21 protein-coding genes are annotated in these 26,097 nt (G+C 65.7%); 8 read left to right on the top strand and 13 right to left on the bottom strand.

Features of this window, described 5'->3' with window-relative positions; translation table 11 throughout:
* Positions 1–9 precede the first annotated feature (9 nt).
* From QPK31_RS14075 to QPK31_RS14090, 4 genes are all read right to left on the bottom strand, one after another.
* Positions 10–4,272 (bottom strand): hybrid sensor histidine kinase/response regulator, encoded by a 4,263-nt coding sequence (locus tag QPK31_RS14075; RefSeq protein WP_290423558.1) that lies wholly within the window; start codon positions 4,270–4,272, stop codon positions 10–12.
* A gap of 199 nt (positions 4,273–4,471) precedes the next feature.
* A complete protein-coding gene (gene ggt, locus QPK31_RS14080; protein ID WP_290423559.1) occupies positions 4,472–6,301 on the bottom strand; it encodes a gamma-glutamyltransferase in 1,830 nt (609 codons plus the stop codon).
* A gap of 126 nt (positions 6,302–6,427) precedes the next feature.
* A complete protein-coding gene (locus tag QPK31_RS14085; protein ID WP_290423560.1) occupies positions 6,428–7,186 on the bottom strand; it encodes a 3-hydroxyacyl-CoA dehydrogenase in 759 nt (252 codons plus the stop codon).
* A gap of 103 nt (positions 7,187–7,289) precedes the next feature.
* Entirely contained in the window at positions 7,290–7,931 is a 642-nt protein-coding gene (locus QPK31_RS14090; protein ID WP_290423561.1) for a hypothetical protein, read from the bottom strand.
* 192 nt (positions 7,932–8,123) lie between these two features.
* Here QPK31_RS14090 and QPK31_RS14095 point away from each other — a divergent pair, with 192 nt between their 5' ends.
* Complete coding sequence (locus QPK31_RS14095; protein WP_290423562.1) at positions 8,124–9,422, top strand: acetyl-CoA hydrolase/transferase family protein; 1,299 nt, start codon at positions 8,124–8,126, stop codon at positions 9,420–9,422.
* Positions 9,423–9,516: 94 nt separating this feature from the next.
* The gene (locus QPK31_RS14100) at positions 9,517–10,044 is read left to right on the top strand and encodes a thioredoxin domain-containing protein (RefSeq protein ID WP_290423563.1); all 528 of its coding nucleotides are present in this window, start codon (positions 9,517–9,519) and stop codon (positions 10,042–10,044) included.
* 278 nt (positions 10,045–10,322) lie between these two features.
* Here QPK31_RS14100 and QPK31_RS14105 read toward each other — a convergent pair whose 3' ends face one another.
* The 7 genes from QPK31_RS14105 to QPK31_RS14135 form a co-directional block, all read right to left on the bottom strand.
* The gene (locus tag QPK31_RS14105; RefSeq protein WP_290423564.1) at positions 10,323–12,470 is read right to left on the bottom strand and encodes a sodium-translocating pyrophosphatase; all 2,148 of its coding nucleotides are present in this window, start codon (positions 12,468–12,470) and stop codon (positions 10,323–10,325) included.
* Between the two features lie 286 nt (positions 12,471–12,756).
* A complete protein-coding gene (gene adk / locus QPK31_RS14110) occupies positions 12,757–13,413 on the bottom strand; it encodes an adenylate kinase (RefSeq protein WP_290423565.1) in 657 nt (218 codons plus the stop codon).
* A gap of 214 nt (positions 13,414–13,627) precedes the next feature.
* Positions 13,628–14,380, bottom strand: a complete 753-nt coding sequence (gene kdsB, locus QPK31_RS14115) for a 3-deoxy-manno-octulosonate cytidylyltransferase (RefSeq protein WP_290423566.1) — start codon at positions 14,378–14,380, stop codon at positions 13,628–13,630.
* Between the two features lie 2 nt (positions 14,381–14,382).
* Positions 14,383–14,553: a Trm112 family protein gene (locus tag QPK31_RS14120; protein ID WP_290423567.1), complete on the bottom strand. Its 171-nt coding sequence runs from the start codon at positions 14,551–14,553 to the stop codon at positions 14,383–14,385.
* Positions 14,534–15,568: a tetraacyldisaccharide 4'-kinase gene (gene lpxK / locus QPK31_RS14125; RefSeq protein ID WP_290423568.1), complete on the bottom strand. Its 1,035-nt coding sequence runs from the start codon at positions 15,566–15,568 to the stop codon at positions 14,534–14,536. The genes QPK31_RS14120 and lpxK overlap by 20 nt, the downstream gene beginning before the upstream one ends.
* Positions 15,569–15,628: 60 nt before the next feature.
* Positions 15,629–16,069 carry a biopolymer transporter ExbD gene (locus QPK31_RS14130; RefSeq protein WP_290423780.1) on the bottom strand — a complete coding sequence of 147 codons (441 nt, stop codon included), beginning with the start codon at positions 16,067–16,069 and terminating at the stop codon, positions 15,629–15,631.
* A complete protein-coding gene (locus QPK31_RS14135; RefSeq protein ID WP_229438753.1) occupies positions 16,069–16,674 on the bottom strand; it encodes a MotA/TolQ/ExbB proton channel family protein in 606 nt (201 codons plus the stop codon). Before QPK31_RS14135 ends, QPK31_RS14130 begins: the two co-directional genes overlap by 1 nt.
* Before the next feature lie 1,290 nt (positions 16,675–17,964).
* Between QPK31_RS14135 and xseA the strand changes: the two genes are divergently transcribed.
* The 5 genes from xseA to QPK31_RS14160 all read left to right on the top strand — a co-directional run bounded on the left by xseA (position 17,965) and on the right by QPK31_RS14160 (position 22,790).
* Positions 17,965–19,326, top strand: a complete 1,362-nt coding sequence (xseA, locus tag QPK31_RS14140) for an exodeoxyribonuclease VII large subunit (protein WP_290423569.1) — start codon at positions 17,965–17,967, stop codon at positions 19,324–19,326.
* A 93-nt stretch (positions 19,327–19,419) separates the two neighbouring features.
* Positions 19,420–19,998 (top strand): superoxide dismutase, encoded by a 579-nt coding sequence (locus QPK31_RS14145; RefSeq protein ID WP_290423570.1) that lies wholly within the window; start codon positions 19,420–19,422, stop codon positions 19,996–19,998.
* A gap of 170 nt (positions 19,999–20,168) precedes the next feature.
* Positions 20,169–21,755 (top strand): hypothetical protein, encoded by a 1,587-nt coding sequence (locus QPK31_RS14150; protein ID WP_290423571.1) that lies wholly within the window; start codon positions 20,169–20,171, stop codon positions 21,753–21,755.
* A 25-nt stretch (positions 21,756–21,780) separates the two neighbouring features.
* Positions 21,781–21,936: a hypothetical protein gene (locus tag QPK31_RS14155; RefSeq protein ID WP_290423572.1), complete on the top strand. Its 156-nt coding sequence runs from the start codon at positions 21,781–21,783 to the stop codon at positions 21,934–21,936.
* Between the two features lie 167 nt (positions 21,937–22,103).
* Complete coding sequence (locus QPK31_RS14160) at positions 22,104–22,790, top strand: response regulator (RefSeq protein ID WP_290423573.1); 687 nt, start codon at positions 22,104–22,106, stop codon at positions 22,788–22,790.
* 27 nt (positions 22,791–22,817) lie between these two features.
* Here QPK31_RS14160 and QPK31_RS14165 read toward each other — a convergent pair whose 3' ends face one another.
* Both QPK31_RS14165 and QPK31_RS14170 read right to left on the bottom strand, forming a co-directional pair.
* On the bottom strand, positions 22,818–23,507 hold the full coding sequence (locus QPK31_RS14165; RefSeq protein WP_290423574.1) for a hypothetical protein: 690 nt from the start codon (positions 23,505–23,507) through the stop codon (positions 22,818–22,820).
* A 2-nt stretch (positions 23,508–23,509) separates the two neighbouring features.
* Entirely contained in the window at positions 23,510–24,352 is an 843-nt protein-coding gene (locus QPK31_RS14170) for a MipA/OmpV family protein (protein WP_290423575.1), read from the bottom strand.
* 419 nt (positions 24,353–24,771) lie between these two features.
* Between QPK31_RS14170 and QPK31_RS14175 the strand changes: the two genes are divergently transcribed.
* On the top strand, positions 24,772–26,073 hold the full coding sequence (locus QPK31_RS14175) for an ATP-binding protein (RefSeq protein ID WP_290423576.1): 1,302 nt from the start codon (positions 24,772–24,774) through the stop codon (positions 26,071–26,073).
* The last annotated feature ends 24 nt before the right edge of the window (positions 26,074–26,097 follow it).

Here is a 26,097-nt window from a genome sequence, read left to right on the forward strand (position 1 = left end):
ATTGCAGGTTCAGGTGAGAGAGGTAGCGAAGGCATCGAGCAGCGCGTCCAGGCGCGCCAGGCCGGCCAGCAGCTCGTCGCGGCGGCCGCTGTCGGCCGCCTTTTCCAGGCGCGCGCAGAGCACCGCCAGTTCGCCCGCGCCGAGGTGGCCGGCACTGCCGCGCAGGCCATGCAGCACGCGCGCGCAGCCTTCGTCGTCGCCGCTGTCGACGGCGGCGCGCAGTTCGCGGCGGCGGCGCGGCAGGTCGGCGGCAAAGGCGGCGTGCAGGCGCGCCTGGAGTTCGGCGGCGCGGTCTTCCTGGGCTGGCGCCGCCTCTTCCGGCGCGATGCCGAACAAGGCGTCCAGTTCGGCCGTGCTGGGCGAGGCGGCAGCCACGGATGATGGCGGCGGCGCATCCATCGGCGCCAGCGCGATGCCGCGCGCCAGCTGGCGTTCGATCGCCAGCCCGAACTGACGGTGCAGGGCCGCCTCGTCGATCGGCTTGGCGAGGAAGGCATCCATGCCGCAGGCCAGGTAGCGGTCGCGGTCTTCGTCGCTGGCGTTGGCGGTAAGCGCCACGATCATGATGCGCGGGTCGAGCACCGGTGCATCGAGCGTGCCGCCGGCGCGGATCAGGCGCGTGGCGGTGGCGCCGTCGATTTCCGGCATGCGACCGTCCATCAGCACGATGTCGTAGGCCGCGCGGGCGCAGGCCGCCACCGCCAGCGCGCCGTTCTCGACCACGTCGATGCTGTGGCCCATGTCCTCGACCATCATGCGCGCGATGATCTGGTTGGTGGCGAAGTCCTCGGCGCACAGCACGCGCAGGCGGTGGGTGTGGGGCAGGCGCGGCGCGGCTTCGACGCGCACGGGTTCGGCGCCGTCGTGCATCGGCAGCACGAAGCTGAAGGTGCTGCCCTCCCCCGGCGCGCTGTGGGCCTCGATGCTGCCGTTCATGAGTTCGACCAGCTGGCGGCAGATGGCCAGGCCCAGGCCGGTGCCGCCATAGCGGCGCGTGGTGGTGGCGTCGGCCTGCTCGAATTTCTGGAACAGGCGCGGCAAGGCCTCGGCGGCGATGCCGATGCCGGTGTCCTGCACCGAGAAGCGGATGAAATGCGGCGCCTCTTGCTGCGCCGCGTCCGGCTGGTCCTCGGGCCGGCGCTCGACGCGCAGCAGCACCTGCCCGGCCGGCGTGAACTTGAAGGCGTTCCCGACCAGGTTGACCAGCACCTGGCGCAGGCGGGTCGGGTCGCCCTGCACGAAGCGCGGCAGGTCGGGCGCCAGCTCGATCGCGAAGTCGATGCTGAGGGCGGCGGCCTGCTCCTCGAACAGGGCGGCCACGTTGCCGATCGCCGCGTCGAGCGCGAAGTCGATGGTCTCGACCGTCAGCTTGCCGGCCTCGATCTTGGAAAAGTCGAGCAGGTCGTTGATGATCGCCAGCAGCGCCTCGGCATTCGCCTGGCCGCGCGCGATCTGTTCGCGCGTGCTCTCCTTCAATTGGCCGTCGCGCAGGGCAAAGCCGAGCATGCCGATCACGCCGGCCAGCGGGGTGCGCATCTCGTGGCTCATGTTGGCCAGGAATTCGGACTTCTGGCGCGCCGCATCCTCCGCGCGGCGCGCGGCCAGCTGCAGGCGCCGTTCGTTCTCGTGCAGGGCGCAGTTGGCTTCGCCGAGTTCGATGGTGTTCTGGCGCACCTGCTGCTCGCGTTCGCGCAGCTCGGCGGTCTGGCGTTCGAGCAGGCGGTTCTGCAAGCCGATTTCCTCGGTGCGCGCGCCGACCTGGCGCTCCAGGCGCAGCTGCTGGCGGCGCAGGCTGCGCGTGCGCAGGCGGTAGCCGGCATAGCAGGCGCTCAGCAGCATCAGGATGCTGGCGATGCGGAACCACCAGGTACCCCAGGCCGGCGGCTCGATGACGATTTCCAGCGTGGCCGGGGTCTCGCTCCAGACCCCGTCCTTGTTCGCCGCGCGCACGTGGAAGACGTAGCGGCCGGGGTCGAGATTGGTGTAGGTGGCGAAGCGCTTGCCGGCGTCGGCATTCACCCAGGCCTGGTCGAAGCCCTCGAGCTTATAGGCGAAGCGGTTGCGCTTCGGCGCCGCGTAATGCAGGGCCGAGAACTCGAGCGAGAACACCGAGTGCTTCGCGGACAGCGTGATCGTGCGCGCGTTCTCGATCGGGCCGTCGAGCAGTTCCGGCCAGGACTGCTGCACCGGGCGGTTGAAGATCTGGAAGCCGGTGATCACGGCGCGCGGCGCGATGCGGTTGTAGCGCAGCGCGCGCGGATCGAAGGCGGTGATGCCGTTGAAGCCGCCGAAATACAGGCTGCCGTCGGGCGCGCGCGCCGCCGCCGCGTCGAAGTAGGCGCCGTCGACCGTGCCGTCGGCAGCCGTGTAGCTGCGCCAGGTGTTGGTGGCCGGCTCGAAGCGCGACAGGCCGTTGGTGGTGCTGATCCAGATCGCGCCGTCGGCGTCTTCCAGCATTGCGGCCACGGCGTCGTCGACCAGGCCGTCGCGCATGGTGTAGCGGACAAAACTGACCGAGCCGTCGGCGGCCGTCACCATCTTGTTCAGGCCGACCGCGGTGCCGACCCAGATGTTGCCGGCGCGGTCTTCCATCAGGTAGTGGATCTCGTCGTGGCTCAGGCTGGTGGGGTCGTACCCGTCGTGGCGGAAGTGGCGGAAGCGCCCGCTGGCGCGGTCCAGCAGGTCGAGGCCGTTGAAGGTGCCGACCCAGAGCCGCCCGCGCCGGTCTTCCAGCACCGGGCGCACCATGTTGTCGGCCAGGCTGGCCTGGCGCGCCGGATCGTGGCGGTAGCTGGTCACCTGGCGCGTGGCCGGGTCGAGCATGTGCAGGCCGCCCTTGGTGGCGATCCACACCATGCCGTCGCGCCCCAGGCTCATGGCGCGCACGTTGTTGGCGTTCGAGGCGTTGCTGTCGCTGGTCGCCAGCACCTGGCGCACGAAGCGCCCGCTCTTCGGATCGAAACTGGTGATGCCGGTGCGTCCGCCGACCCAGAGCAGGCCCTGGCGGTCGCGCACCACCGCGTTCACGGAGGTGTCGATCAGGCTGTTCGGGTTGTGCGGCTCATGGCGCCAGATGCGGTTGGCCTGGCCGGGCGCGGCCGGGTCGTACAGCTGCAGGCTGGAGGTAGAGGCCAGCCACAGCTTGCCGCCGCCGTCGTTCTCGATGCCTTTCACGCGGTTGTCGGCGGTGCCGGCGCCGTCGCGCTCGCGCACGATGCGGGCGAAGCCGCCGCTGCCGAGGTCCACGCGCGAGACGCCGGCATACCAGGTGCCGACCCAGAAAGTGCCGACGCGGTCGCGGTAGAGCGCGGCGATGTGGTTGTCGGCCAGGCTGTGGCTGTCGGCCACCACTTGGCGGTGCACCTCGAAGCGCGCACGCTGCGCGTCCCAGCGGTACAGGCCTTCGTCGTGGGCGCCGACCCAGACCTGGCCTTGCACGTCCTGGTACAGCGCCGTGATCCAGGCGCGTGGGATGCCCTGCTCCGGCCCCAGGCGCTGGCGCCGCCCGACTTCCGGCCCGGCCAGCGCCATGCGGTCGACGCCGCCCAGGGAGCCGATCCACAGGGTATTCGCGGCATCGACCAGCAGCGCGTTGACCACGTTGTCCGGCGCCGACTTGCCGCCGGCATGGTGCGTGAAACGGCGCAAGCTGGGGTCGAAGCTGTCGACGCCGGCGCTGCTGCCGATCCACAGCAGGCCGCTGCGGTCGAGCACGAGCGCGTTGATGTCGTCGCTGGCCAGGCCGTCCGGGTCCCCGGGCGCGTGGTGCCAGGTGGTGAAGCGGCCGCTGGCGATGTCGAAGTGCTGCAGGCCGTCGCCGGTGCCGAGCCAGAGGCCGCCCTTGCCGTCGTCGATGACAGCGCGCACGTGGCGGTTGCCGTTGCCGCGCCGCGCCGGCTCCTCGGGCAGGAATTGCTGGAAGCTTTGGGTGGCGGCGTCGTAGCGCGCCAGGCCGCCATCGGTGCCGATCCACAGGCGGCCTTGCGGGTCGACGTGCAGCACGCGGATCCAGTTGCTGGCCAGGGTGCTGGGGTCGCCGACGACGTTGCGGAAGTTGACGAAACGGTAGCCGTCGAAGCGCGACAGCCCGTTCTGGGTGCCGAACCACATGAAGCCGTCGCTGTCCTGGGCCATGGCCAGCACCGATTCCTGGGCCAGGCCATCCTCGACGCTCAGGTGCTCGAAGCGCAAGGTCGGGTCCGGTGCGGCGCAAGCCGGCGCGGCAAACCCGCCGGCCAGCGCCAGCAGCAGGACGAACAGCAGCGTCTTCATGCGGACAGCGGCGCCGTCAGCGTGGGGCGCACGCGGATCGGACAGGGGCGAGCCAGGCAGGCGGCCGGCACTTTGGTCCGCACACCTGTCCTGTTCAGTAACGTCTGGCTTGTCTGTTCCCTATCCACCCCGCAAGATTAGCAAACAAAGTGAAGCTGGAGGGAAATAATTACCCTTCAATCAAGCCTTTCTCTTCACTTTAGTCCCCTTTTGCAACGCCTTCGCGGCGTGGATCGGCGCCGCCGAACCACCAGGGCTCGCCGTGGATGGACATGCGCATGATGCCGTGCAGGCCCGAGTTCTGCTCGGTCTGGCGCACCTGGTGGCCGCGCGCCTTGAGGGCGTCGACGGTGGCTTGCGGGAAGCGCCCGGCTTCGATCTCGGTCGGACCGTTGCGGCTGCCGAAGTTCGGCAGCGCGATCGCCTGCTGCATGTTCAGCCCCCAGTCGAGGGTGCCGACCAGGGTCTTGGCCACGTAGTTGATGATCGCCGGGCCGCCGGGCGAGCCGACCGCCAGCACCAGCTTGCCGGTGCCCTTCTCGAAGACGATCGTCGGCGACATCGCGCTCCTCGGACGCTTGCCCGGCTCGACGCGGTTCGCCACCGGGCCATCCTTGTCGCGCGCCGAGAAGCTGAAATCGGTGAGCTGGTTGTTCAGGATAAAACCGTCGACCATCTGGCGCGAGCCGAAGGCGTCTTCCACCGTGGTGGTCATCGAGAGGCCGGCGCCATGGCTGTCGACCACCACCATGTGCGAGGTCGACGGGGTTTCGATGGCGTTGTCCTTGCCCCAGAGCCAGGCCGTTTCCATACCCGGCGGATTCCCGGCTGGGGCTTCGCCCATGGATTTTTCGCCGATCAGGGCGGCGCGCCTGGCCATGTAGGCCTTGTCGATCAGGCCGGGCAGGCCACGGCCCGGCAGCGGCACGAAGTCGGTGTCGGCGGCGTAGCGGTTGCGGTCGGCGTAGGCCAGGCGGCCGACTTCCGAGAACAGGTGCACGGCGTCGGCGCTCGGCACGCCGTTCGACGGCGCCAGCGCGCGCATGTCGCGCGTCTCGAACATGGCCAGCATCTGGGCCACGGCGATGCCGCCCGAGGATGGCGGCGGCATGCCGCAGACGGTGTACACGCGGTAGTCGCTGCAGACCGGCTCGCGCACTTTCGGGCGGTAGTCGGCGATGTCCTTCGCGGTGAGCAGGCCCGGGTTGGTCGGGTGCGACTTCACCTTGTTCGCGATGTCGCGCGCGATGTGGCCCTTGTAGAAGGCGTCGGCGCCGCCGCTGGCGATCTCGTGGAAGGTCTTGGCCAGCGCCGGGTTCTTCAGCAGGTAGCCGACCGGGCGCGGGTTGCCCTCCTTGTCGTAGAAGTAGGCAGCCGCCGCCGGGTCCTTGCGGATATGGGCGTCCCACATCAGCATGCCGTTCAGGCGCGCGCTGACCGGGAAGCCGCGCTCGGACAGGCGGATCGCCGGGCCGAACAGGGTTTTCCAGGGCAGCTTGCCGTGCTGCTTGTGGGCCAGTTCCAGCATGCGCAGCACGCCCGGCGCGCCGACCGAACGTCCGCCGACCACGCCGGCGGTGCGCGAGAGCGGCGTGCCGTCGGGCTTTTCGAACAGGTGTTCGTCGGCGGCCATCGGTGCGGTTTCGCGGCCGTCGAAGGCTTGCGTATGCTTGCCGTCGTAGTGGACCAGGAAGGCCCCGCCGCCGATGCCCGAGCTCTGCGGTTCGACCAGGGTCAGCACCATTTGCGTGGCGATGGCGGCGTCGATGGCGCTGCCGCCCTTCTTCAGCATCTCGTAGCCGGCCTCGACCGCGAGCGGGTTGGCGGCGGCGACCATGTATTTCTTCGCGGCCCAGCCGGCCTTTTCTTCGTAGCCGGTGGCGATTTCGGGGGCGCGCTGGGCGGTGTCCTGGGTGGCGGTCCCCGAGGCCTCGGCCGTTTTTTGCGCAAACGCCGGCGTCGCCGGCAAGGTGAGGCCAGCCAGGGCGGCCAGCAGGACAGCGCTGGCGCGCATCTGCAAGGTGATCATGGATTCTCCAAAAAGCAAAACGGGCGTGCGACCAGGGCCGCACGCCCGATACCGTCTGGCATCCTACATCAAATTGTCAAACGGCTCATGGCACCTGTAAATTGTGCAGGAACCGTTTCCTTGCTGTTACTTCGGCTGCATGCGGATCGCGCCGTCCAGGCGGATGGTTTCGCCGTTCAGCATCACGTTCTCGATGATGGCTTTCGCCAGGTGCGCGTATTCCTTCGGCATGCCGAGGCGCGGCGGGAACGGCACCATCTTGCCCAGCGAATCGCGCACTTCCTGCGGCATGCCCATCAACATCGGGGTCTCGAAGATGCCCGGGGCGATGGTCATCACGCGGATGCCGCTGCGCGCCAGGTCGCGCGCCATCGGCAGCGTCATGCCGGCCACGGCCGCTTTCGAGGAACCGTAGGCCGCCTGGCCGATCTGGCCGTCGAAGGCCGCCACCGAGGCGGTGTTGATGATGATGCCGCGCTCGCCGTACTCGCCCGCCTCAAGATTGCCCATCGCTTCGGCCGCCAGGCGCGACATGTTGAAGGTGCCGACCAGGTTGATGTTCACGGCGCGCTGGAACACATCCAGCGGGTGCGGGCCGTCCTTGCCGACGGTCTTGACGGCCGGCGCCACGCCGGCGCAGTTGACCAGGCCGCGCAGGGTGCCGAGGGCGACCGCCGCCGCCACGACCGCCTGGCCGTCCGCTTCGGACGTCACGTCGCACTTGACGAACTGGCCGTTCAGTTCGGCCGCCAGGGCCGCGCCGGCCTCGGCCTGCACGTCGGCGATGACGACCTTGCCGCCGGCCTCGGTGATCATGCGCGCGGTGGCCGCGCCCAGGCCCGACGCGCCGCCGGTGACGATGAACACATTGTCTTGAATTTGCATGGTTTTTCCTTATCTCCCTGTTCGCGTTCTCGTTTTGACGTTTACGTTAACGTCAACCCGCAGGATTGTAGCGAACTTTTCATGGGAAAAACCATGCCCTGGCTTAAAAGCATTGCACGTTGTTGCCGTTGCGCGTGCAGAGGCGTCCTTCGCTGCTGACGCCGGCGTTGCCGACATTCGTCTGGTAAGTCGTGCCCGCAGTGTCGGTGCAGGTGTTGCCGATGCAGCTGTTAAGCTGAGAAGAGCCGGGACGCGGCACGGCCGGCGCACCCACTGTCGGCACGGGCGGCGTCACGACCGTATTCGGCGTCGGGTTCGGCTGCCCTGCGGGCATGCGCGCGATAGATGACTGGACCGGGCGGCGCGGTGCGGCGTTGGTCTGCTTCTTCGCGCCCGTGCCGTTGGTCCTGGCGGGATCGTTCTGTCGGGGCGCCGGACGCGCCGACGGATCGGGCTCCTTGTGCGGCTGCGCTTGCGGCATGCCGCCGGCCTTTTCTTCCTGGGCCTGCGGGGTTTGCTCGGGCTGGGCGCCGGGCTCGGATTTCGTCGTTTGCGGGTGCAGCACCGGACCGTAGCTGGGGCCGGTGGCGGGCGCCGGCTGGCGTGGGGCCTGGGATGCCTGCCCGGTCTGGGCTTGCGCCTGGGCATGGCCCGGCTGCGCCGCAGCGGCGGCGGCCAGCGCAGCGACCAGGGCCAGGGCGATCCAGGTTGCCCGGTAGGGCTTCGAGTGCTTGACGGGTTTCATGCTGTCCTCCATGCGGCGCTGGGCCGATAGGGAATTATCGGCCGCCCCTGCATGGGGCGGCGCGCGCCATGCGGTTTGCGTCGTCAACTCCGTGTCAGTTTTACAGGTTACGCTGGCGGGACGATCCGGCCGTGTTTTGACGAGCTTTTTACCAACAAGCGCCGCGACGCACACACAACGATGGAGACGGCAATGCAGACAGTTCAGGAACTCTACGCGGCGAAGCGTACCGACGCCGCCAGCGCGCTGGCGCACCTGCAAGACAAGGACATGATCATCGTGCCGACCGGCGTCGGCGAGCCGCCTGCCCTGCTGGGCGCGCTGTCGGAGGGGCGCACGCGCTGGCAAGGCATCCGCGTGGCCCAGATCCTGGCGATGCGCAAATACGGCTACTTCGAGCCGGACACGGCGCGCCACGTGCGCCACGCCGCGCTGTTCTTCGGCGGCGCCTCGCGCGGGGGCGGCCAGGGCGGCTGGTGCGACTTCATCCCGAACTATTTCTCCGAGATTCCGACCCTGATCGAGCGCGGCCTGATGCCGGCCGACGTGGTCTTCGCCATGGCGTCCAGCATGAATGCCCAGGGTTTCTTTTCGCTCAGCCTGGGCACGGACTACACGATGGCGGCAGTGGCCAAGGCGCGGGTGGTGGTGCTGGAGGTGAATCCGCATGTGCCCTTTGCCCACGGCCAGTGTCACGTGCACATTTCGCAGGTGACGGCGCTGGTCGAGGATGAGACGCCGATCCTGGAGGTGGGATTGCCCGCGATCGGCGCGGTGCAGGAAGCCATCGGCAAGCACGTGGCCGACATGATCGACGACGGCTCGACCCTGCAGATCGGCTACGGCGGCATTCCCGACGCGGTGGTGATGCAGCTGACGCACAAGCGCGACCTCGGCATCCATACCGAGATGATCGGCGATGGCATCCTGAAGCTGGTCGAGTGCGGTGCGGTGACCAATCGCCGCAAGACCCTCCTTCCCGGCAAGATGGTGGCGACCTTCGCGCTCGGCTCGCGCAAACTCTACGACTTCATGCACCAGAACCCGATGCTGGAAATGCACCCGTCGAACTTCACCAACGACCCGTACATCGCCGGGCAGAACGACAAGCTGGTGTCGATCAACGCCAGCCTGCAGGTCGATTTGCTCGGCCAGTGCGGCAGCGAAAGCATCGCTCATCTGCCCTATTCCGGCACCGGCGGCCAGGTCGACTTCGTGCGCGCCGCGAACCGTTCGCGCGGCGGCAAGTCCTTCATCGTGCTGCCTTCGACCGCCAAGGAAGGCAGCATTTCGCGCATCGTGCCGACGCTGACGCCCGGCACCCACGCCACCACCAGCAAGAACGACGTGAACTACGTCGTCACCGAGTACGGCGTGGCCCAGTTGCGCGGCAAGTCGGCCAAGCAAAGGGCACAGGAACTGATCGCGATCGCGCACCCGGACTTCCGCGGCTGGCTGCGCGAGGAAGCCAACAAGATGTGCGTGTTCTGACGAGCCTGCTGCCCGGAAACCTGCGCCGCCGGGCTGCCCGGCCGTGCCATGATGGGTTCGACGCCGCATTGGCCGGCACCATCATGGAGGCAGGATGAGCGAGGAACTGCGTATTACAGAGGACGATCATGTGCGCGGCGGCAGCGATGCCGCGGTGACGCTGATCGAATATGGCGACTTCCAGTGCCCGTATTGCGCGCGGGCGCATGCGGCGCTGGGCGAATTGCAGCGCGAGCATGGCGACCGGCTGCGGCTGGTGTACCGGCACCTGCCTTTGTCGGAGCTGCATCCCGACGCCCAGCCGCTGGCGGAAGCGGCCGAAGCGGCCGGCGCCCAGGGCAAGTTCTGGGAGATGCACGACGCGCTGTTCGAGAACCAGGGCATGCTGGATGAGGATGCCCTGCCGGCGCTGGCAAGCAGCCTGCAGATCGATGCGGGACGCTTCCGAGACGCGTTCGAGGCCGGGCGCTACCGCGACAAGGTACTGGCGCAGGCGGAACAGGGACGCGCTGCTGGCGCCAGTGGGACGCCGAGCTTCTTCATCAATGGCGAGCGCTACCATGGGGATTCGGACCACGCTTCGCTGGCGGCGGCGATTGCGGATGCCTTGAAGGGGCGTTGACGCAGGGCGGAATCTGCGTTGACACGGGCTTTGCGTTGACGCAGGTGTGGTCGAGCCTGGCGGCCAAGGTAGGTGCCAGCGGAAGAATTGTTGGTTAGTTACGTTTTTCTGATGCTGAGTGCTGGGCGAGGCTGCCAGGGTTGCAAGCCCGGGTTGGACGCGTGGACGGCAAAGCCGTCCACCCTACCGCGGTTTCATGCAGCCCTGTTCAAGGCGGGCTTCAAGGCTGGTCTCAAGGCTGGTTTCGGGCTGGTTTCGGGCTGGTTTCAAAACCGGGTTCAAGGCCGGCCGTGCGGCTGCTCGGCGGCGACCCGCGTCGCCGGCGCCGGCGCCGTGGTCGCGTGCGCAGGCTTGCGCATCTGCGCCAGCGAGGGCTCCGAGACCGCGATCCACCCCGCTGCCGGCAGCAGCGGCACCAGCAGCAATGCCACGATGTTGATGATCTTGATCAGCGGGTTCACCGCCGGGCCGGCTGTGTCCTTGTAGGGGTCGCCCACGGTGTCGCCGGTCACGGCCGCCTTGTGCGTGTCGGAGCCCTTGCCGCCGTAGTTGCCGTCCTCGATGTATTTCTTGGCGTTGTCCCAGGCGCCGCCGCCGGTGGTCATCGAGATCGCCACGAACAGGCCGGTGATGATGGTGCCCATCAGCAGCCCGCCGAGCGCCGCCGGCCCCAGCAGCATGCCGACCGCGATCGGCACGATCACCGGCAGCAGCGAGGGAATCACCATCTCGCGGATCGCTGACGCCGTGAGCATGTCGACCGCCTTGTCGTACTCCGGCTTGCCGGTGCCGGCCATGATGCCGGCGATGTCGCGGAACTGGCGCCGCACCTCGACCACCACGGCGCCCGCTGCCCGCCCCACCGCTTCCATCGCCATTGCCCCGAACAGGTAGGGAATCAGGCCGCCGATGAACAGGCCGACGATCACCATCGGATTCGACAGCTCGAAGACGATCGATTTACCCACGGAATCGAGCGCATGGGTGTAGTCGGCGAACAGCACCAGCGCCGCCAGGCCGGCCGAGCCGATGGCATAGCCCTTGGTCACGGCCTTGGTGGTGTTGCCGACCGCATCGAGCGGGTCGGTGATGGCGCGTACCGAATCGGGCATGCCGCTCATTTCGGCGATGCCGCCGGCGTTGTCGGTGATCGGGCCATAGGCGTCGAGCGCCACGATGATGCCGGCCATCGAGAGCATCGAGGTCGCGGCAATCGCGATGCCGTACAAGCCGCCCAGCTGGAAGGCGACCAGGATCGCGATGCAGACCACGATCACCGGATAGGCGGTGGACTTCATCGACACGCCCAGGCCGGCGATGATGTTGGTGCCGTGGCCGGTGGTCGAGGCTTCGGCGATGTGGCGCACCGGCTTGAAGTCGGTGCCGGTGTAGTATTCGGTGATGTAGACCATCAGCCCGGTCAGCACGATGCCGACGACGGCGCAGCCGAGCATGCTGCCGCGCATGGCTTCGTCGCCCCAGACCAGCCAGGTGACGACCGCGAAGCCGATCAGCGACAGCCCGGCCGCCCACCACAGCCCGGTGTACAGGGCCGACATGATCTTGCGCCCCGGTTTGTGGCGCACCATGGCGCAGCCGACGATCGAGCCGAGGATCGACACCGCGCCCAGCGCCAGCGGATAGATGATCGCCTCGCCGGCGCCGTCGACGATCATCAGCGCGCCGAGCAGCATGGTGGCGATCAGGGTCACGACATAGGTTTCGAACAGGTCGGCCGCCATGCCGGCACAGTCGCCGACATTGTCGCCCACGTTGTCGGCGATCACCGCCGGGTTGCGCGGGTCGTCTTCCGGAATGCCGGCCTCGACCTTGCCGACCAGGTCGGCGCCGACGTCCGCGCCCTTGGTGAAGATGCCGCCGCCCAGACGCGCGAAGATCGAGATGAGCGAGGCGCCAAAGGCCAGGCCGATCAGCGGCTTGATCACGTCATGACGCGACAGCGCACTGTCGCCGTTGGCGGAGAGCGCCCAGTAGAACAAGGTGACGCCCAGCAGGCCCAGGCCGACCACCAGCATGCCGGTGATCGCCCCGCCCTTGAAGGCGACGTCGAGCGCCTCGTTCATGCCACGGCTGGCGGCCTGGGCGGTACGCACATTGGCGCGCACCGAAACGTTCATGCCGATGAAGCCGCAGGCGCCGGACAGCACCGCGCCGGCCAGGAAGCCGCCCGCGGTCCAGCCGCCGAGCAGGAAATAGATGGCAACCAGGAGCACCAGGCCGACGATGCCGATGGTGCGGTACTGGCGCCCGAGGTAGGCGGCGGCGCCTTCCTGGATGGCCTGCGAGATTTCCTGCATGCGGGCGTTGCCAGCGTCCTGGCGCAAGATCCAGGCGCGGGCCCACAGTCCGTAGATGACCGCGATGACGCCGCAGGCCACGGTAAACGTGATCAGGTTTGCTGCCATGTCGTCCCCTTAGTTTTTTAATCAAGCAACACCACACAACGAAAGATGCCCACCTCTTCGGCGAAGCAGTCTGCCTCACTGCGTACTGCACACATTTGATTCAAACCATTGGTACTAACCGTGTTCGAAAATGCCTCCATGGCGGCGTTGCACCGTCTCGCCGTACTCGCGTACTGTCTTCGACGATGCGCCTTGACCTGAAGCCATTTTCAAACACTAAATGACAGCGCGTCATCCGGGTATAAAAAAAGCGGACGTTCCCGTCCGCTTTCGATCTTGCTCCCGATTACTCGGACAGCGCGGCAAACGCCGCGTCGCGTACTTGTTCGACCGGACCCACGCCCGTGATCTTGCGGTACTTCGGCGCACCCGGCAGGCCCGACTGGGCCCACTTGTTGTAGTAGCCAAGCAGCACTTCGGTCTGGTTGTGGTAGACCGACAGGCGCTTCTTGACGGTATCTTCCTTGTCATCGTCGCGCTGGACCAGCGGCTCGCCCGTCACGTCGTCGGTGTCGGCGACCTTCGGCGGGTTGAACTTGGTGTGGTAGACGCGGCCCGAAGGCTGGTGGGTGCGGCGGCCGCTCATGCGCTCGACGATCAAATCGTCTGGCACGTCGATTTCCAGCACGTAGTCGACGTTGATGCCGTTGTCCTTCATGGCGTCGGCCTGGGCGATGGTGCGCGGGAAGCCGTCGAACAGGTAGCCGTTGGCGCAATCGGCTTCCTGGAGGCGGTTTTTCACGAGGCCGATCATGATGTCGTCGGAAACCAGGCCGCCTGCGTCCATGACTTTTTTCGCCGCCAGGCCAAGTTCGGTACCGGCCTTGATCGCCGCACGCAGCATGTCGCCGGTGGAGATCTGGGGAATATTATATTTTTCCTTGATGAAGTTAGCCTGGGTGCCCTTACCGGCGCCAGGCGCTCCTAACAGAATGAGACGCATGAAAAATTCCTAAGCGGATGTTGATAATCTTGATAATCGTTATTGTGTTGCCAATGAAGTGCAAATGATGCTTACGTGCTGGCTTGATACGAAACTTACCACAAAAGGCAGCGTCAACGCCAATTCCAGCGGCTGGCCTCGGTCCCGATTTCTTGCCTTTTTGATGTACCGCAGGCTGACCGCAAATCAATTGCAATCAAACTCAAGACGCAGTTCAAGAAGCGTAGTGCAATTGCACCCGTGCTAAATCGTCCGGGGTGTCGACGCCGGCCGGAGGTGCGCTGTCGGTCACGTGGACAGCGATCGGCACGCCGTGCCAAAGGACGCGCAATTGTTCCAGGGCTTCGATTTGCTCGAGCGGCGAGGCTTCCAGGCCGGGATAGGCTTGTAGGAAGGCGTTGCTGTAGGCATAGAGACCGATGTGGCGCAGCGGCACATACCCGGCCGGCAAGGCGTCGCGGCTGGCGGCAAAGGCATCGCGTGCCCAGGGAATGCTGGCGCGCGAGAAATACAGGGCGCGGCCCGCCTTGTCGAGCACGACTTTCACCACGTTCGGGTTGAAGACGTCGGCCACGTCGTGCAGCGGATGGGCGCAGGTGGCCATCGGCACCTCAAGGCTGATGCGCGCGGCGCAGGCCGCCAGCAGGGCCGGGTCGATCAGCGGCTCGTCGCCCTGCAGGTTGACCACGACTTCATCGTCCGGCAGGTTCAGGGCGCGCGCCACTTCGGCGATGCGGTCGGTGCCGGACGGGTGGTCGGCGCGCGTCATGACGGCTTCCACGCCATGCGCGGCGCAGGCGGCGGCAATGTCCGCGTGGTCGGTGGCGACGATGATGCGTTGCGCCCCGGACGCGCGCGCGCGCTCGGCGACGCGCACGACCATGGGCTTGCCGCCGAGGTCGGCCAGCGGCTTGTTCGGCAGCCGGGTCGAGGCCAGGCGTGCCGGGATGATGACGGTAAAGCCCATTGTCAGACCGGCTCGATCTTGCGCGCCTGGTCGGCCCACATGATCGGGATACCGTCGCGGATCGGGTAGGCCAGGCGGTCCGGGCGGCAGGTCAGTTCCTGGCCTTTTTTATCGTATTCGAGCGGGCCCTTGCACAGCGGGCAGACCAGGATATCAAGCAGTCGAGCGTCCACGACATTTCTCCACAATTTGTTGGGCAAGCGCGGCATCGATGCGCGCGCTGACCGGCACCACCCACAGGCGCGGGTCGTGCTTCAGGTTTTCAAGTTGCCCACATTTTACTGCATCCTTCTCGGTGATCAGGATGACATCGGCATCCACGCCCGCGAACGGGTTGTCGCGGAAGTCGTGGTGGTCGGGCAAGGGCAGTTCCTCGAACGACAAACCGGCGCCGCGCAGCATGGCGAAGAAGCGCCCCGGGTTGCCGATCCCGGCAGCGGCCAGGATGCGCCGGCCGGCGAAGGCGGCCAGCGGCAGCCGTTGCTTCGCATCGAGCAATTGCTCGGCGGTGTCGCCGGCCAGCGCCATGCGAAACGGCTGGCCGCCGACGGCGCGCGCCAGCGCCGGCGTCATCTCGGGCGCGTTCACCACCGTCACATCGCGCCGGCGCGAGGGCGGATCGCGCAAGGGACCGGCCGGCAACAGCCAGCCATTGCCGACGCCGCGCCCGTCGAACAGCACCACCTCGACATCGCGCGCCAGGGCGTAGTGCTGCAGGCCGTCGTCGGTGAGCAGGACATTTACCTCGGGATGCGCCGCCAGCAGCGCCCTGCCCGCTTCCACGCGCTGGCGGCCGACGAAGACAGGGACGCCGGTGCGGCGCGCGATCAGCAGCGGCTCGTCGCCGACCAGGGCCGCATCGGCATCCAGGGTCACGGCGCGCGGCGCGGCGCCTTCGCTGCCGTGGCCGCGCGAGATCACGCCTGGACGCATGCCGGCCTGCACCAGTGCTTCGGCCAGCCAGATGGTCAGCGGGGTCTTGCCGGTGCCGCCAATAAAAATGTTCCCGACAACGACCACCGGCACCGGCAGCCTTCCGGACTTCAGCACGCCGGCACGATACAGCGCGGCACGCAGTGCGGCCAACGCGCGAAACAACAGCGAGACCGGCCACAGCGCGCAGGCGAGCGGGCCGCGGCGCAGCCAGGCGCGGGTCAGGGTGGCTTCGAGGGAATGGTTCTTGGACATGAAAAGAAAGAAACGCCAGGTGGGCAACCGCTGCCCGCCTGGACGGTGTTACCGCCGGCCTTACTTCTTGCCGCCGGTCTGGGCCGCAAAGGTCAGCTTGTCGTAGCCGGCCAGGCGCGCCGCTTCCAGCACGTTGATGACCATCTGGTGCATCGCGAACTGGTCGGCATTGACGATGATGACCGGGTCGGCCACCGGCTGGCCGTTCGGACCCGAGCGTGCGGCGGCCTTCAGGTCGTCGGCCAGGCCGTTCACGCCGTGGAAGGACACCGGCGTGTTGTTCACCGTGTAATTACCCTTGGCATCGATCGTGACATTGATCTCGAAAGGTTTATCCACCACCTTCTCGGCGTCGGCCGTCGGCAGTGTGATCTGCAGTTCGGTGAACTTGCTGTAGGTGGTCGACACCATCAGGAAGATGAGCACGACCAGCAGCACGTCGATGAACGGGATCAGGTTGATTTCCGGATCCTCGCGCTTGCGGCCGCGGCGAAAGTCCATCATTTGCGGGCACCGTGAACGACGTCGACAAATTTCACCGCCTGCAGTTCCATGTCGACGATGAAGCTGTCGACCAGGGCGCGGAAGTGACGGTAGAAGACCAGGGCCGGCATCGCAATCGCCAGGCCGAAACCGGTGTTATACAACGCAATCGAAATACCGTGCGCCAGCTGCGCGGGATTCGCGCCCGAGGCATTCTGCGAACCGAAGATCTCGATCATGCCGACCACCGTACCGAACAGGCCCATCAGCGGGGCCAGCGAAGCGATGGTGCCGAGCGTGGTCAGGAAACGCTCGAGCACGTGGGCGACGCCGCGGCCGGCTTCCTCGATCGACTCCTTCATCACGTCGCGCGGGGCGTCGACATTGCGCAGGGCGGCGGCCAGAACGGTGCCGAGCGGCGAGTTGGTTTCCAGGGTGTTGATGATGTCCGGGGTGACCTTGTTGTTGCGGTAGACGTTGATGACTTCACCGAGCAGGGCTTTCGGGAGGATCTTTTCGCGGCGCAGGTAAATCAGGCGTTCGATGATCAATGCCAGGGCAACGATCGAGGCAATCAGCAATGGCCAGATGGGCCAGCCTGCGGCTTGTAAGATGGCGAGCAAGTGAACTCCTGACAGAATGGAAACGATCCGGCAATGTAGCAAGTTGCCGCCACCTGAGCAAGAGTAGTTCTGCACAAGTTCTGTGGATAAAATTGTGCGCAAGGATACGCTCGCATGCCAAGTACCTTGATTCTTAAGAGAATTTTCTTCGTGCGCAAGAAAGAAGCAGGCTTGCGAGGGCCGTCGGTGCCGGGTCGAGACCGTCCGACTGGGCCTGCCATCCTGGGACTTTTGAACATTTTCTGTGGATAAAAATGTGCGCAAGACCATTTGCATGACCTCAAGTCATTGATTTAGCTCAACAATATTCTGGTGCTGAAGAATACGGCAGCGACAGTCTGCGGAAAGCGCCACGACTGCCCGTGTATTTCCCCACATTTTTTGTGGACAAAATTGTGAGCAAGGCTTCCAGTGCGGTGCAAGCCCGTTGATTTCAAAGGGAAAAATTGTGCTGCAAAGAAAGTAGGCAGGCCGACTGATCCCCATGCGCCCGTCAGGCGCCGGCCGCATCCCGGGCAGGCGAACAGCAGCCCGAAAGCAGGCTGACCTCTATGCACACTTTCTGTGGAAAAGAATGTGAGCAAGGCGCCTCTTCAGATACCAAGCCCTTGTTTTATAAGGCATTAATGATACCGCCTGCTTTTTGAGCAAGCTCAAAAGTTATCAACCGAAAATGGTGTAATGCCCAGTCTGCTTCCGCCAAACGGCCGGTTTTCCGCCTGCCCTGCCCTGTGCTACATCGTCTGCCAGCGACTTGCCCGTCTGCGTCGTGCCAGACGCTTTCCACACCGCTGTGCGTTTCTTCACATTTTCTGTGGACAAAATTGTGAGGAAGCGTCTTGTGCCGGATCAAGCCCCTTGATTTCAAAGGAAAAAATTCTTCTGCTTCAATTTTTAGCACAGCGAACCGACAGGCGAATCCGGCAACACAGGCCAGGATAAAGCACGGGATGGTGGCGCTGCCAAGACCGAAGAGCCCACAGCTTTGCACACAAACTGTGGAAAAAGATGTGCGCAAGGCAGGTGCTCTGAAGCTAAGTGGTTGATCCGATTAAGAATAGTTGAGCATGCCTGCATTTTCGGCAGGGACACAGGCTTACTGCTGAGTTCCTCACAATTTTTGTGGATAACATTGTGCCCAAGTGCATACGCGGCCCAGTAAGTCCTTGATTTAAAACGAGTCACCCTCCCATGCCCGCAAAAAAGGCGCAGGCGTTCGCTTCAAATAAGCCTTGTCTGGGCGCCCCGGATATGCCATAAGCTTCACCGCTCATGCACCAGGATGCCACCATGCTCAACGATACCGATCCAGACACCGCCTATACCGCTCCGCCGGTCCTGTCCGTTACCGCCCTGAACGGGCAGGTTGCACGCCTGCTCGAACGCAGCTTCCCGCTGGTGTGGATCGGCGGCGAGATCTCGAATTTCACGCGCGCCAGTTCCGGCCACTGGTATTTCACGCTGAAGGACGACGCGGCCCAGGTGCGCGCCGTGATGTTCCGCAGCCGCGCCCAGTACGCGGGGTTCAATCCGCGCGAAGGCGACAAGGTCGAGGTGCGCGCCCTGGTCACGCTGTACGGTGCGCGCGGCGACTACCAGATCAATGTCGAGACGATCCGCCGCGCCGGCGTCGGCCAGCTCTACGAAGCGTTCCTGCGCCTGAAGGAAAAGTTGAGCAGCCAGGGCCTGTTCGACGCGGAGCGCAAGCGTCCGCTGCCGCTGTTCACGCGGAGCATCGGCATCGTCACCAGCCCGCAGGCGGCGGCCCTGCGCGACGTGCTTACCGCCCTCAGGCGCCGCGCCCCGCACGTGCATATCGTGCTCTACCCGGCCCCGGTACAGGGCCAGTTTGCCGCCGACAAGATTGCCGAAGCCATCATGACGGCGTCGCGGCGCGCCGAGGTCGACGTGCTGCTGGTGGTCCGCGGCGGCGGTTCGATCGAAGACCTGTGGAGCTTCAACGAGGAATGCGTGGCGCGCGCGATTGCCGCCTGCAGTATTCCGGTGATCGCCGGCGTCGGCCACGAGACCGATGTCACGATCGCCGACTTCGCCGCCGATGTGCGCGCCGCCACGCCGACGGCCGCGGCCGAGCTGGCGGCCACCCCGCGCGCCGACTGGATGGCTTCGCTGTCGGCCGACGCCCTCGACCTGCGCCGCGCCATGGCGCGCCAGCTGTCCGAGGCCAGCCAGGGCCTCGACAGCCTCAGCCGGCGCCTGCTCAGCCCGACGGCCCAGATCGCCCACCAGCGCCTGAAGCTGCGCGCCATGGCCGCATCGCTGACCCATGCGGTGCGCGCGCCGCTGGGACGCGGCGGCGTGACCCTGGCCCAGCTGCAACAGCGCTGGGCGCGCCACCGGCCGGATCTGCGCACCCTGCGTGCCCAGATCCTGTCCGAGCAGCGTCACCTGAACGCCAGCGTGTGCACGCTGGTCAAACAGCGGCGCGACAGCCTGGGCGCGCTGGCGGCCCAGCTGGAACTGCTGAATCCCCAGCGCACGCTCGAGCGCGGCTATGCCATCGTCAGCAATGCCAGGGGCGAGGCGCTGCGTTCGCCGGATGCGATCAAGGCGCGCACGGCGCTCACGGTGCGCCTGGCCGAAGGCAGCGCGCAAGTGCGGGTATCGAGCGTGCAGACCGAGTTGGAATGACGGCAATCTGGGCAAGCATGCAACGTCGGTCCATCCGGTTTAGAATAAGCGCCGTTTCTGAACAATAACTTTCCAACCAACAAGGACAAAGACATGGAACATACCCTGCCGCCACTGCCGTACGCCAAAGACGCCCTGCAGCCGCATATCTCGGCCGAGACCCTGGAATACCACTACGGCAAGCACCACGCGACCTATGTGACGAACCTGAACAACCTGATCAAGGGCACCGAGTTCGAAAACATGTCGCTGGAAGAAATCGTCAAGAAGTCCTCGGGCGGCATCTTCAACAACGCGGCGCAAGTCTGGAACCACACCTTCTTCTGGAACTGCATGTCGCCGAGCGGCGGCGGCGCACCGACCGGCAAGGTCGCTGACGCCATCAACGCAAAGTGGGGCTCGTTCGACAAGTTCAAGGAAGAGTTCACCAAGTCGGCAGTCGGCAACTTCGGTTCGGGCTGGACCTGGCTGGTGCAAAAGGCCGACGGCGGCGTCGACATCGTCAACACCTCGAACGCCCACACCCCGCTGGCGTCGGACGACAAGGCGCTGCTGACCTGCGACGTCTGGGAACACGCCTACTACATCGACTACCGCAACGCCCGCGCCAAGTTCGTGGAATCGTGGTGGAACCTGGTCAACTGGGAATTCGTGAACGCGAACCTGGGCTGAGCAAGGGCGACTACCCAGGCAGCATGAAAAATCCGCTTCGGCGGATTTTTTTTCGCCCGCACGCAGACAATGTGAAGTCAACACGCAGACAATTGCATTAAAAGAAATTAAAATTCCAGCCGCCAATGACTATATGAACAAAGATGAAATTCATTTCGATAACAAAAGGGGTGTCCGGATTCCTGCTGGCGGCTATGCTGGCGGCTTGCGGAGGAGGCGGTGGCGGTGCCGCCCCGCCGCCAGTAGCGACTGTTCCACCGGTCGTCGCCCCGACCGTCCCTGCCCAGCCAGACCTGGCACAGCCGAACCTGGCTTACCCTATCCCCGGTAGCCTGTGGTCGGCGCCTGTCGCCAACCTGCCCACCAGCGGGAATTACATCTACCTGCAAAGCACCAGCGGCGACTACATCGGCCAGGGCCGTACCTACCTCTACACCCAGGCCAATGCGGCCATGACCTTCAACATCGACACGCTCGGCGTCGAAGCCAGGGTTGCCGCCAATGAAAACTGGAACGGCAGGTTCCGCTTGCCCAAGGCAGCGGGCGCGCTGCAGGCCGGCTACTTCAAGGAGCTGACCCGCGCGGCATTTTCCGATCCGGCGGTGGGCGGTCTCGACTGGAGCGGCGAAGGACGCGGCTGCAACACCATCAAGGGCTGGGTGGTCATCGACAACATTGTGCAAACCGGCGGTATGCTGAGCGCACTCGATATGCGCTTCGAACAATACTGTGAAGGCGGCGGCCCGCCCCTGCGCGGCCAGGTCCACTGGACCCGTGCGAATGCCGACAACGTGACCCCGCCCCAACCGGCGCCGATTCCTGCCGGTTTGTGGAAAGTGATGCCGTCCGCAGCCATGGCTGCGGGCAATTATTTTTACTTGGAAGGCGGTTTCGGCAACTTTGTTACCGGCGGCCGCACCTATTCCTATGACCAGACGAATGCAGCTTTCCGCATACGCGCCGACGGCAGCCACCTGATCGTCGGCATTGCCGGCAACGAGAACTGGAATGGCGATTTTCAGGGCATGGGCGGCATGCCTCAGCTGACAGTCGGCTACTACGCGGACCTGAAGCGCTACCCCTTCCACAATCCTGTGCTCGGCGGGATGGACTGGGACGGAGAAAGCCGCGGCTGCAACCGGCTCGACGGCTGGTTTGCCGTGGACAGTGTGCGCTACAGCGGTTCCACCCTCACCGCCATCGACCTGCGCTTCGAGCAACTCTGCGAAAACGACGCGGCTCCCCTGCGCGGTCAATTGCACTGGCGCGCGGACGATTCGACGACGGCGCCCGGCCCGCAAGCCGTGCCAGCCGGACTCTGGTCGCCGGGTGCGTCCTTTGTCCCGCCGGCCGGGAATTACGTGTATCTCGTCAGCGAACCCGGCGACTACATCGGCGGCGGATTCACCCAGTTGCTGACGCAGGATGCCACACCGTTCCTGGTCGATCGCAGCCTGACGGCAGCCTTGCGCATCGGGGTAGGCGGCCATGAAGGTAATTTCGTCGGGATGAGTTCGCTATCTCAACTGCAGCCTGGCTACTACGGCAACCTGCAGGGCTACCCCTTCCATAACGTCATGCGCGGCGGTCTGTCCTGGAACAGCCCGGGACGCGCCTGCAATACCCTGGAGGGCTGGTTCGTGGTCGACCGTGTCAGCTATTCGATGGGCCAGCTTACCGCCATCGACCTGCGTTTCGAGCAGTATTGCGGCCGCGACACCGCAGCCTTGCGCGGCGTCATCCACTGGGCAAGGTAAGCACGAGGCCTCTGCACCCGATGTGTTGACGATACGGCCCGCTGATGCGGGCCGTTTTCATTTCACAGTTACTGTAAAAAGCCCGTTCGCCAATCCGGCCGACGCCATGAACAGCGCCAAGTCGGGCGAATTCGTGACGCGCATGCTGAGCGACGACAGCCCGGGCCGCAAGATGCGCTGAGGCTCCGTGTGGCACAGGCAAAGCTGCCGTGTGCGGCTTTTTTGTTGCCCGCAAACGCCAGACCAGGAGACCGAACTGTCGCGAAAATGTCTCCAACTGTCGCCACAATGTAGTAAGTGTGATTACATGCCATTGCTTCTATACAATGTCGGGACAAGGAGAAAAGCATGTACCGAGTTTTGCTGGTGGAAGACGACGCCCGGTTGGCCGAGCTCGTCACCGAATACCTGTCCGCTTATGAATTCCACGTCGAGCTGGTCACGCGCGGCGACGAGGCGCTGGCGCGCTTCGGGGCGTTTGCGCCCGACATCGTGGTGCTCGACCTGATGCTGCCCGGCCTGGACGGGATGGTGGTCTGCCGCAAGATCCGCGAGCTGTCCGATGTGCCGATCCTGATCCTGACGGCGCGCGAGGATTCCTACGACGAGGTATCCGGCCTGGAACAGGGCGCCGACGACTTCGTCAACAAGCCGGTGCAGCCGCGCGTGCTGCTGGCGCGCCTGCGCGCCCTGCTGCGCCGCACCCAGCCGAAGGGCACGCAGGAAAGCAGCGAACTCGTGTTCGGCGCCCTGCGCATCGTCGGCGCCGACCGCACCGTGTTCTGGCGCGACAAGCTCTGCGTGCTGAGCAATACCGAATACAAGCTGCTGCTGGTGCTGGCCGAGGCGGCCGGGCGCGTGCTCTCGCGCGACGAGCTGCTCAAGAAAATGCGCGGGATCGAGTTCGATGGGCTGGACCGCAGCATCGACAACTGCATTTCCAAGCTGCGCCGCAAGTTCGACGACGGGCGCTCGGAAAAGATCAAGACGGTGTGGGGCGAAGGCTACCTGTTTTCGCCATCGGCCTGGAACTGAGCGTCCCGCCGGCGCGGCAATTCCCGCTTATTCGAACAGCGGCAGGATCGCCAGCGGCGGATTCGCGCTGATCACCTGGGCGCGCACGGCGCCGGCGAAGCGGTAGACCACGCTCGGGAAGCCCTCGCCGAGCTCGCCCTGGAAGGCCGTGCCAGAGGCCAGCGGCAATGCCTGGTCCTGCCCTTCGGCACGGTGCAGGCGCACCCCGATTTCCCCTGCCCGCCGGGCAAACACGAAACGCACCCCGCCGCAGCCGCGCGCGCGCAGCGAGGCATCCGCATAGCGCGCGAAGCCGAGCGCCTGTTCGCAGGCGGCGCGCAGTTCGGCGTCGTCGTAGATGCCGTCGGCCTTCAGCGTCAGCGACACGCGCGGGCGCACCGTGAAGGCGCCGATGCGGCGGTCCAGCAGCAGCGCCGCGTTTTCGTCGTAGGCGGCCTTCAGCAGCGGGAAGGCGGTGCGGCCGAGCGGGTCGAGCGCCAGGTTGACCTGGTTGGCCTTGCCGGCCAGGGTCAGTTGCAGGCCATCGAGCGATGCGCCTTTTTCCAGCGGCACCACCTGCAGGTGGTTCTGCAGCTGGTGCTTCGGGCCGCCGTACTTCTCGAACACGACCATCGCCCGGTAGGCGTCGCGGTAGCTGACCCAGTCGGCCGCGAGCGCACTGGTACAGGCGCCCAGCGACACGAGGCAGGAGGCGATGAGGTGGCGGGCCGTCGTCATCGTCAGAACCGGTAAGCGAGGGCGGCGGAAACCGTCACATTCGTCGGCCGCTCGACAAGCGGGCTGCGGCGCGCGTCGCCCGCCAGGCGCTGGACCTGCAGGTTCGAGGTCAGCATCCACGAGGGCGTCACATCCCAGTTCCAGCGCAGGCCGACGTGGCCATCCTTCAGGCCGCCGCCGGGGCGGTAGATCGGGTTGCCGCTGCGCAGGGAGTCGATGCGGTCGACGCCGAAAAAGGCGGTGTTGTAGTTGGCGTTGACGAAGCTCAGGCCGGCCCCGGCCGAGATCCGGTGGTGGGCGCCGACCTGGATCGCCAGGCGCTGCAGGCCCAGGTCCAGGCGCGCGCCGTCGCGCTCGTTACCGGCGCCGTACAGCAGGCTGCCGGTGAGGCGCCAGTCGGGTGTCAGGTAATAGTTGAGGAAGCCGCCGCCCAGCAGGCGGGTCGAGACCGGCGTCATGCCGGACAGGCGGTTTTCCCCGAGGGCGGCAACGGTCAGGGCAACCAGGGAATAGCGCGCCTCGATGCCGTCGATGCCGCCGCCCTTGCCCGACTCGTCGCGGCGCGGCTGCAGTTCGACCAGGGGGCCGTATTCGAATTGCGGATTGTGCGACAGGTGCATGCCGGCGCTCATGCCCGAGACGAAGACGCCATTGCTCCACTGCACCTGCAACACCGGCAGTAACTTGCGCTCGCTGTGCTCCGCCCCTTCGTAGCGCGCGGCCGAGGCCAGGCCCAGCCCGACATACATGTCGCGGCTGCCGTCGGGCATCGGATTCGTGGCCGGCGTCTGGGCAGCTGCGCTGCTCGTCAAGACTGCCAGGGCCAGGGCGGAAAACTTGTTCATGGTCGGTTCAGGTAACGGGTGCTGTATTTTACGTTGAGCAAGGCCCGTCCGAAATATCCTTAGTGCATGATTTGCACTGCCTACGTCAGGTACACAGGAAGCGCCGCTGTGGCATGCTGCGCGTGCCGGAGAACGCGGGGCCAAGCCAGCCATCCCGCCCTCCCTCGGCTGGCCACGCGCCGAAGGGCGGCGACCGGAATAAAAAAACCCACCGACACTCGCGTACCGAGTGGGCAAACGGAAAACCTGAATCCTGCGTAGCTTATCCGTTTGGCATGCCGCATTCCCCCCGCAGATGTCGCCTATTTGTCGCTAATTTGTAATTTACCGTTGTCATCATTGCTCCTATACAATGGCGTTAGGAGAAAAACAATGTTCTTTGTAGGCGTACAAATCGGTCGATGTTGGAGGAAAGACGGGTGAACCGGATTTTCTTCCGCTTTTTCTTGCTGGTGATGCTGTCGATTACGGCGGCGACCTTCGTGATTTATTTCGCGATGAGCCGCCTGTTCGGCGACCCGCTCGACGACATCGCCCGGCGCCAGGCCGCGGCCCAGATCTTCCTGATCGAGCAATACGTCGACGAAGCCCCGCTTGATGAATGGCTGGTGCGCCTGAACCGGGTGCGCGAAGTGTCGGACACGCGCTTCGACCTGGTCACCCTGGCCGCCGCGCGCGCCGCCCTGCCCGCCGCCAGCCTGCGCGCCCTCGAGCGCGGCGAGGTGGTGCTCGACATCGACAACAAGGCCTATTACCGCCGCGTCGACCTGACTGGCGAGCGCTATATCGGCAGCGAGGACGAAGTGATCCACGCCCAGGACTTGCCGATCGACGTCAACCTGGCCCTCAAGATGGAAGCGGTGCGCTACGTGATCGTGGCCCTGGCCCTGCTGGTGCCGGTGGCGCTGTGGTCGCGCTCGCACTGGCAGGGGTTGCAGAAGCTGTCGCGTGTGGCCGACGAGTTTGGCGCCGGCAAACTGTCGGCGCGGGCGCGCATGCCGCGTTCGGCCAGCATCTATCCGCTGGCGGAGCGGATCGACCACATGGCCGACCGCATCGAGGAATTGCTGGTGTCGCAGAAGAACCTGCTGCATTCGGTGTCGCACGAGCTGCGCACGCCGATCGCCCGCCTCGAATTCGCGCTCGAACTGCTGGATGCGAAAACCGGGGACCCGGCCCAGCGCAAGCGCATCGCCGCGATGGAGGGCGACGTGCGCGAGCTGAACGACCTGGTCAACGAACTATTGAGCATGGCGCGCCTCGGCAGCGAACAGGCGCTGCAGCGCGACACGGTGGATGTGGCGGCCTTGCTGGACAGCACCGCGGCTGCGCTGCCGCCGGGTGCGCCGGCACTGAGCGTGGACGCCGGCGCGGATGCCGGCACGGTCGAGGCCGATCCGCGCCTGCTGGCGCGGGCCTTGTCGAACCTGCTGAGGAACGCACAGAAGTATGCCGCCGCCACGATCCGCCTGTCTGCCGCACGCGAGGCGGGCAGGCTAATCATCGCCGTCGAGGACGATGGGCCGGGGATTCCGGAAGAAGAACGCGAACGCATCTTCGAGCCCTTCTACCGGCTCGACCGCAGCCGCGACCGCGCCACCGGCGGCTTCGGCCTCGGCCTGGCGATCGCGCGCAAAGCCGTACTGCTGCATGGGGGGAATTTGACAGTGGAACAGTCGGCGCTAGGCGGCGCCCGCTTCACGCTAACGCTCCCCGCCTAGTCCGAAACCGGAGTAGAAACAGTC

The organism is Massilia sp. YIM B02769, from assembly GCF_030411995.1.
GTDB lineage: Bacteria > Pseudomonadota > Gammaproteobacteria > Burkholderiales > Burkholderiaceae_D > Telluria.

Excerpts from the sequence above, each read along its gene's own strand:
- adk (WP_290423565.1), bottom strand. The coding sequence starts at position 13,413 with ATGCGTCTCATTCTGTTAGGAGCGCCTGGCGCCGGTAAGGGCACCCAG.
- lpxK (WP_290423568.1), bottom strand. The coding sequence starts at position 15,568 with ATGTCCAAGAACCATTCCCTCGAAGCCACCCTGACCCGCGCCTGGCTG.
- QPK31_RS14165 (WP_290423574.1), bottom strand. The coding sequence starts at position 23,507 with ATGACGACGGCCCGCCACCTCATCGCCTCCTGCCTCGTGTCGCTGGGC.
- QPK31_RS14095 (WP_290423562.1), top strand. The coding sequence starts at position 8,124 with ATGCAGACAGTTCAGGAACTCTACGCGGCGAAGCGTACCGACGCCGCC.
- kdsB (WP_290423566.1), bottom strand. The coding sequence starts at position 14,380 with ATGGGCTTTACCGTCATCATCCCGGCACGCCTGGCCTCGACCCGGCTG.
- QPK31_RS14090 (WP_290423561.1), bottom strand. The coding sequence starts at position 7,931 with ATGAAACCCGTCAAGCACTCGAAGCCCTACCGGGCAACCTGGATCGCC.
- QPK31_RS14160 (WP_290423573.1), top strand. The coding sequence starts at position 22,104 with ATGTACCGAGTTTTGCTGGTGGAAGACGACGCCCGGTTGGCCGAGCTC.
- QPK31_RS14145 (WP_290423570.1), top strand. The coding sequence starts at position 19,420 with ATGGAACATACCCTGCCGCCACTGCCGTACGCCAAAGACGCCCTGCAG.
- ggt (WP_290423559.1), bottom strand. The coding sequence starts at position 6,301 with ATGATCACCTTGCAGATGCGCGCCAGCGCTGTCCTGCTGGCCGCCCTG.
- QPK31_RS14100 (WP_290423563.1), top strand. The coding sequence starts at position 9,517 with ATGAGCGAGGAACTGCGTATTACAGAGGACGATCATGTGCGCGGCGGC.
- QPK31_RS14105 (WP_290423564.1), bottom strand. The coding sequence starts at position 12,470 with ATGGCAGCAAACCTGATCACGTTTACCGTGGCCTGCGGCGTCATCGCG.
- QPK31_RS14170 (WP_290423575.1), bottom strand. The coding sequence starts at position 24,352 with ATGAACAAGTTTTCCGCCCTGGCCCTGGCAGTCTTGACGAGCAGCGCA.
- QPK31_RS14130 (WP_290423780.1), bottom strand. The coding sequence starts at position 16,069 with ATGGACTTTCGCCGCGGCCGCAAGCGCGAGGATCCGGAAATCAACCTG.
- QPK31_RS14075 (WP_290423558.1), bottom strand. The coding sequence starts at position 4,272 with ATGAAGACGCTGCTGTTCGTCCTGCTGCTGGCGCTGGCCGGCGGGTTT.
- xseA (WP_290423569.1), top strand. The coding sequence starts at position 17,965 with ATGCTCAACGATACCGATCCAGACACCGCCTATACCGCTCCGCCGGTC.
- QPK31_RS14085 (WP_290423560.1), bottom strand. The coding sequence starts at position 7,186 with ATGCAAATTCAAGACAATGTGTTCATCGTCACCGGCGGCGCGTCGGGC.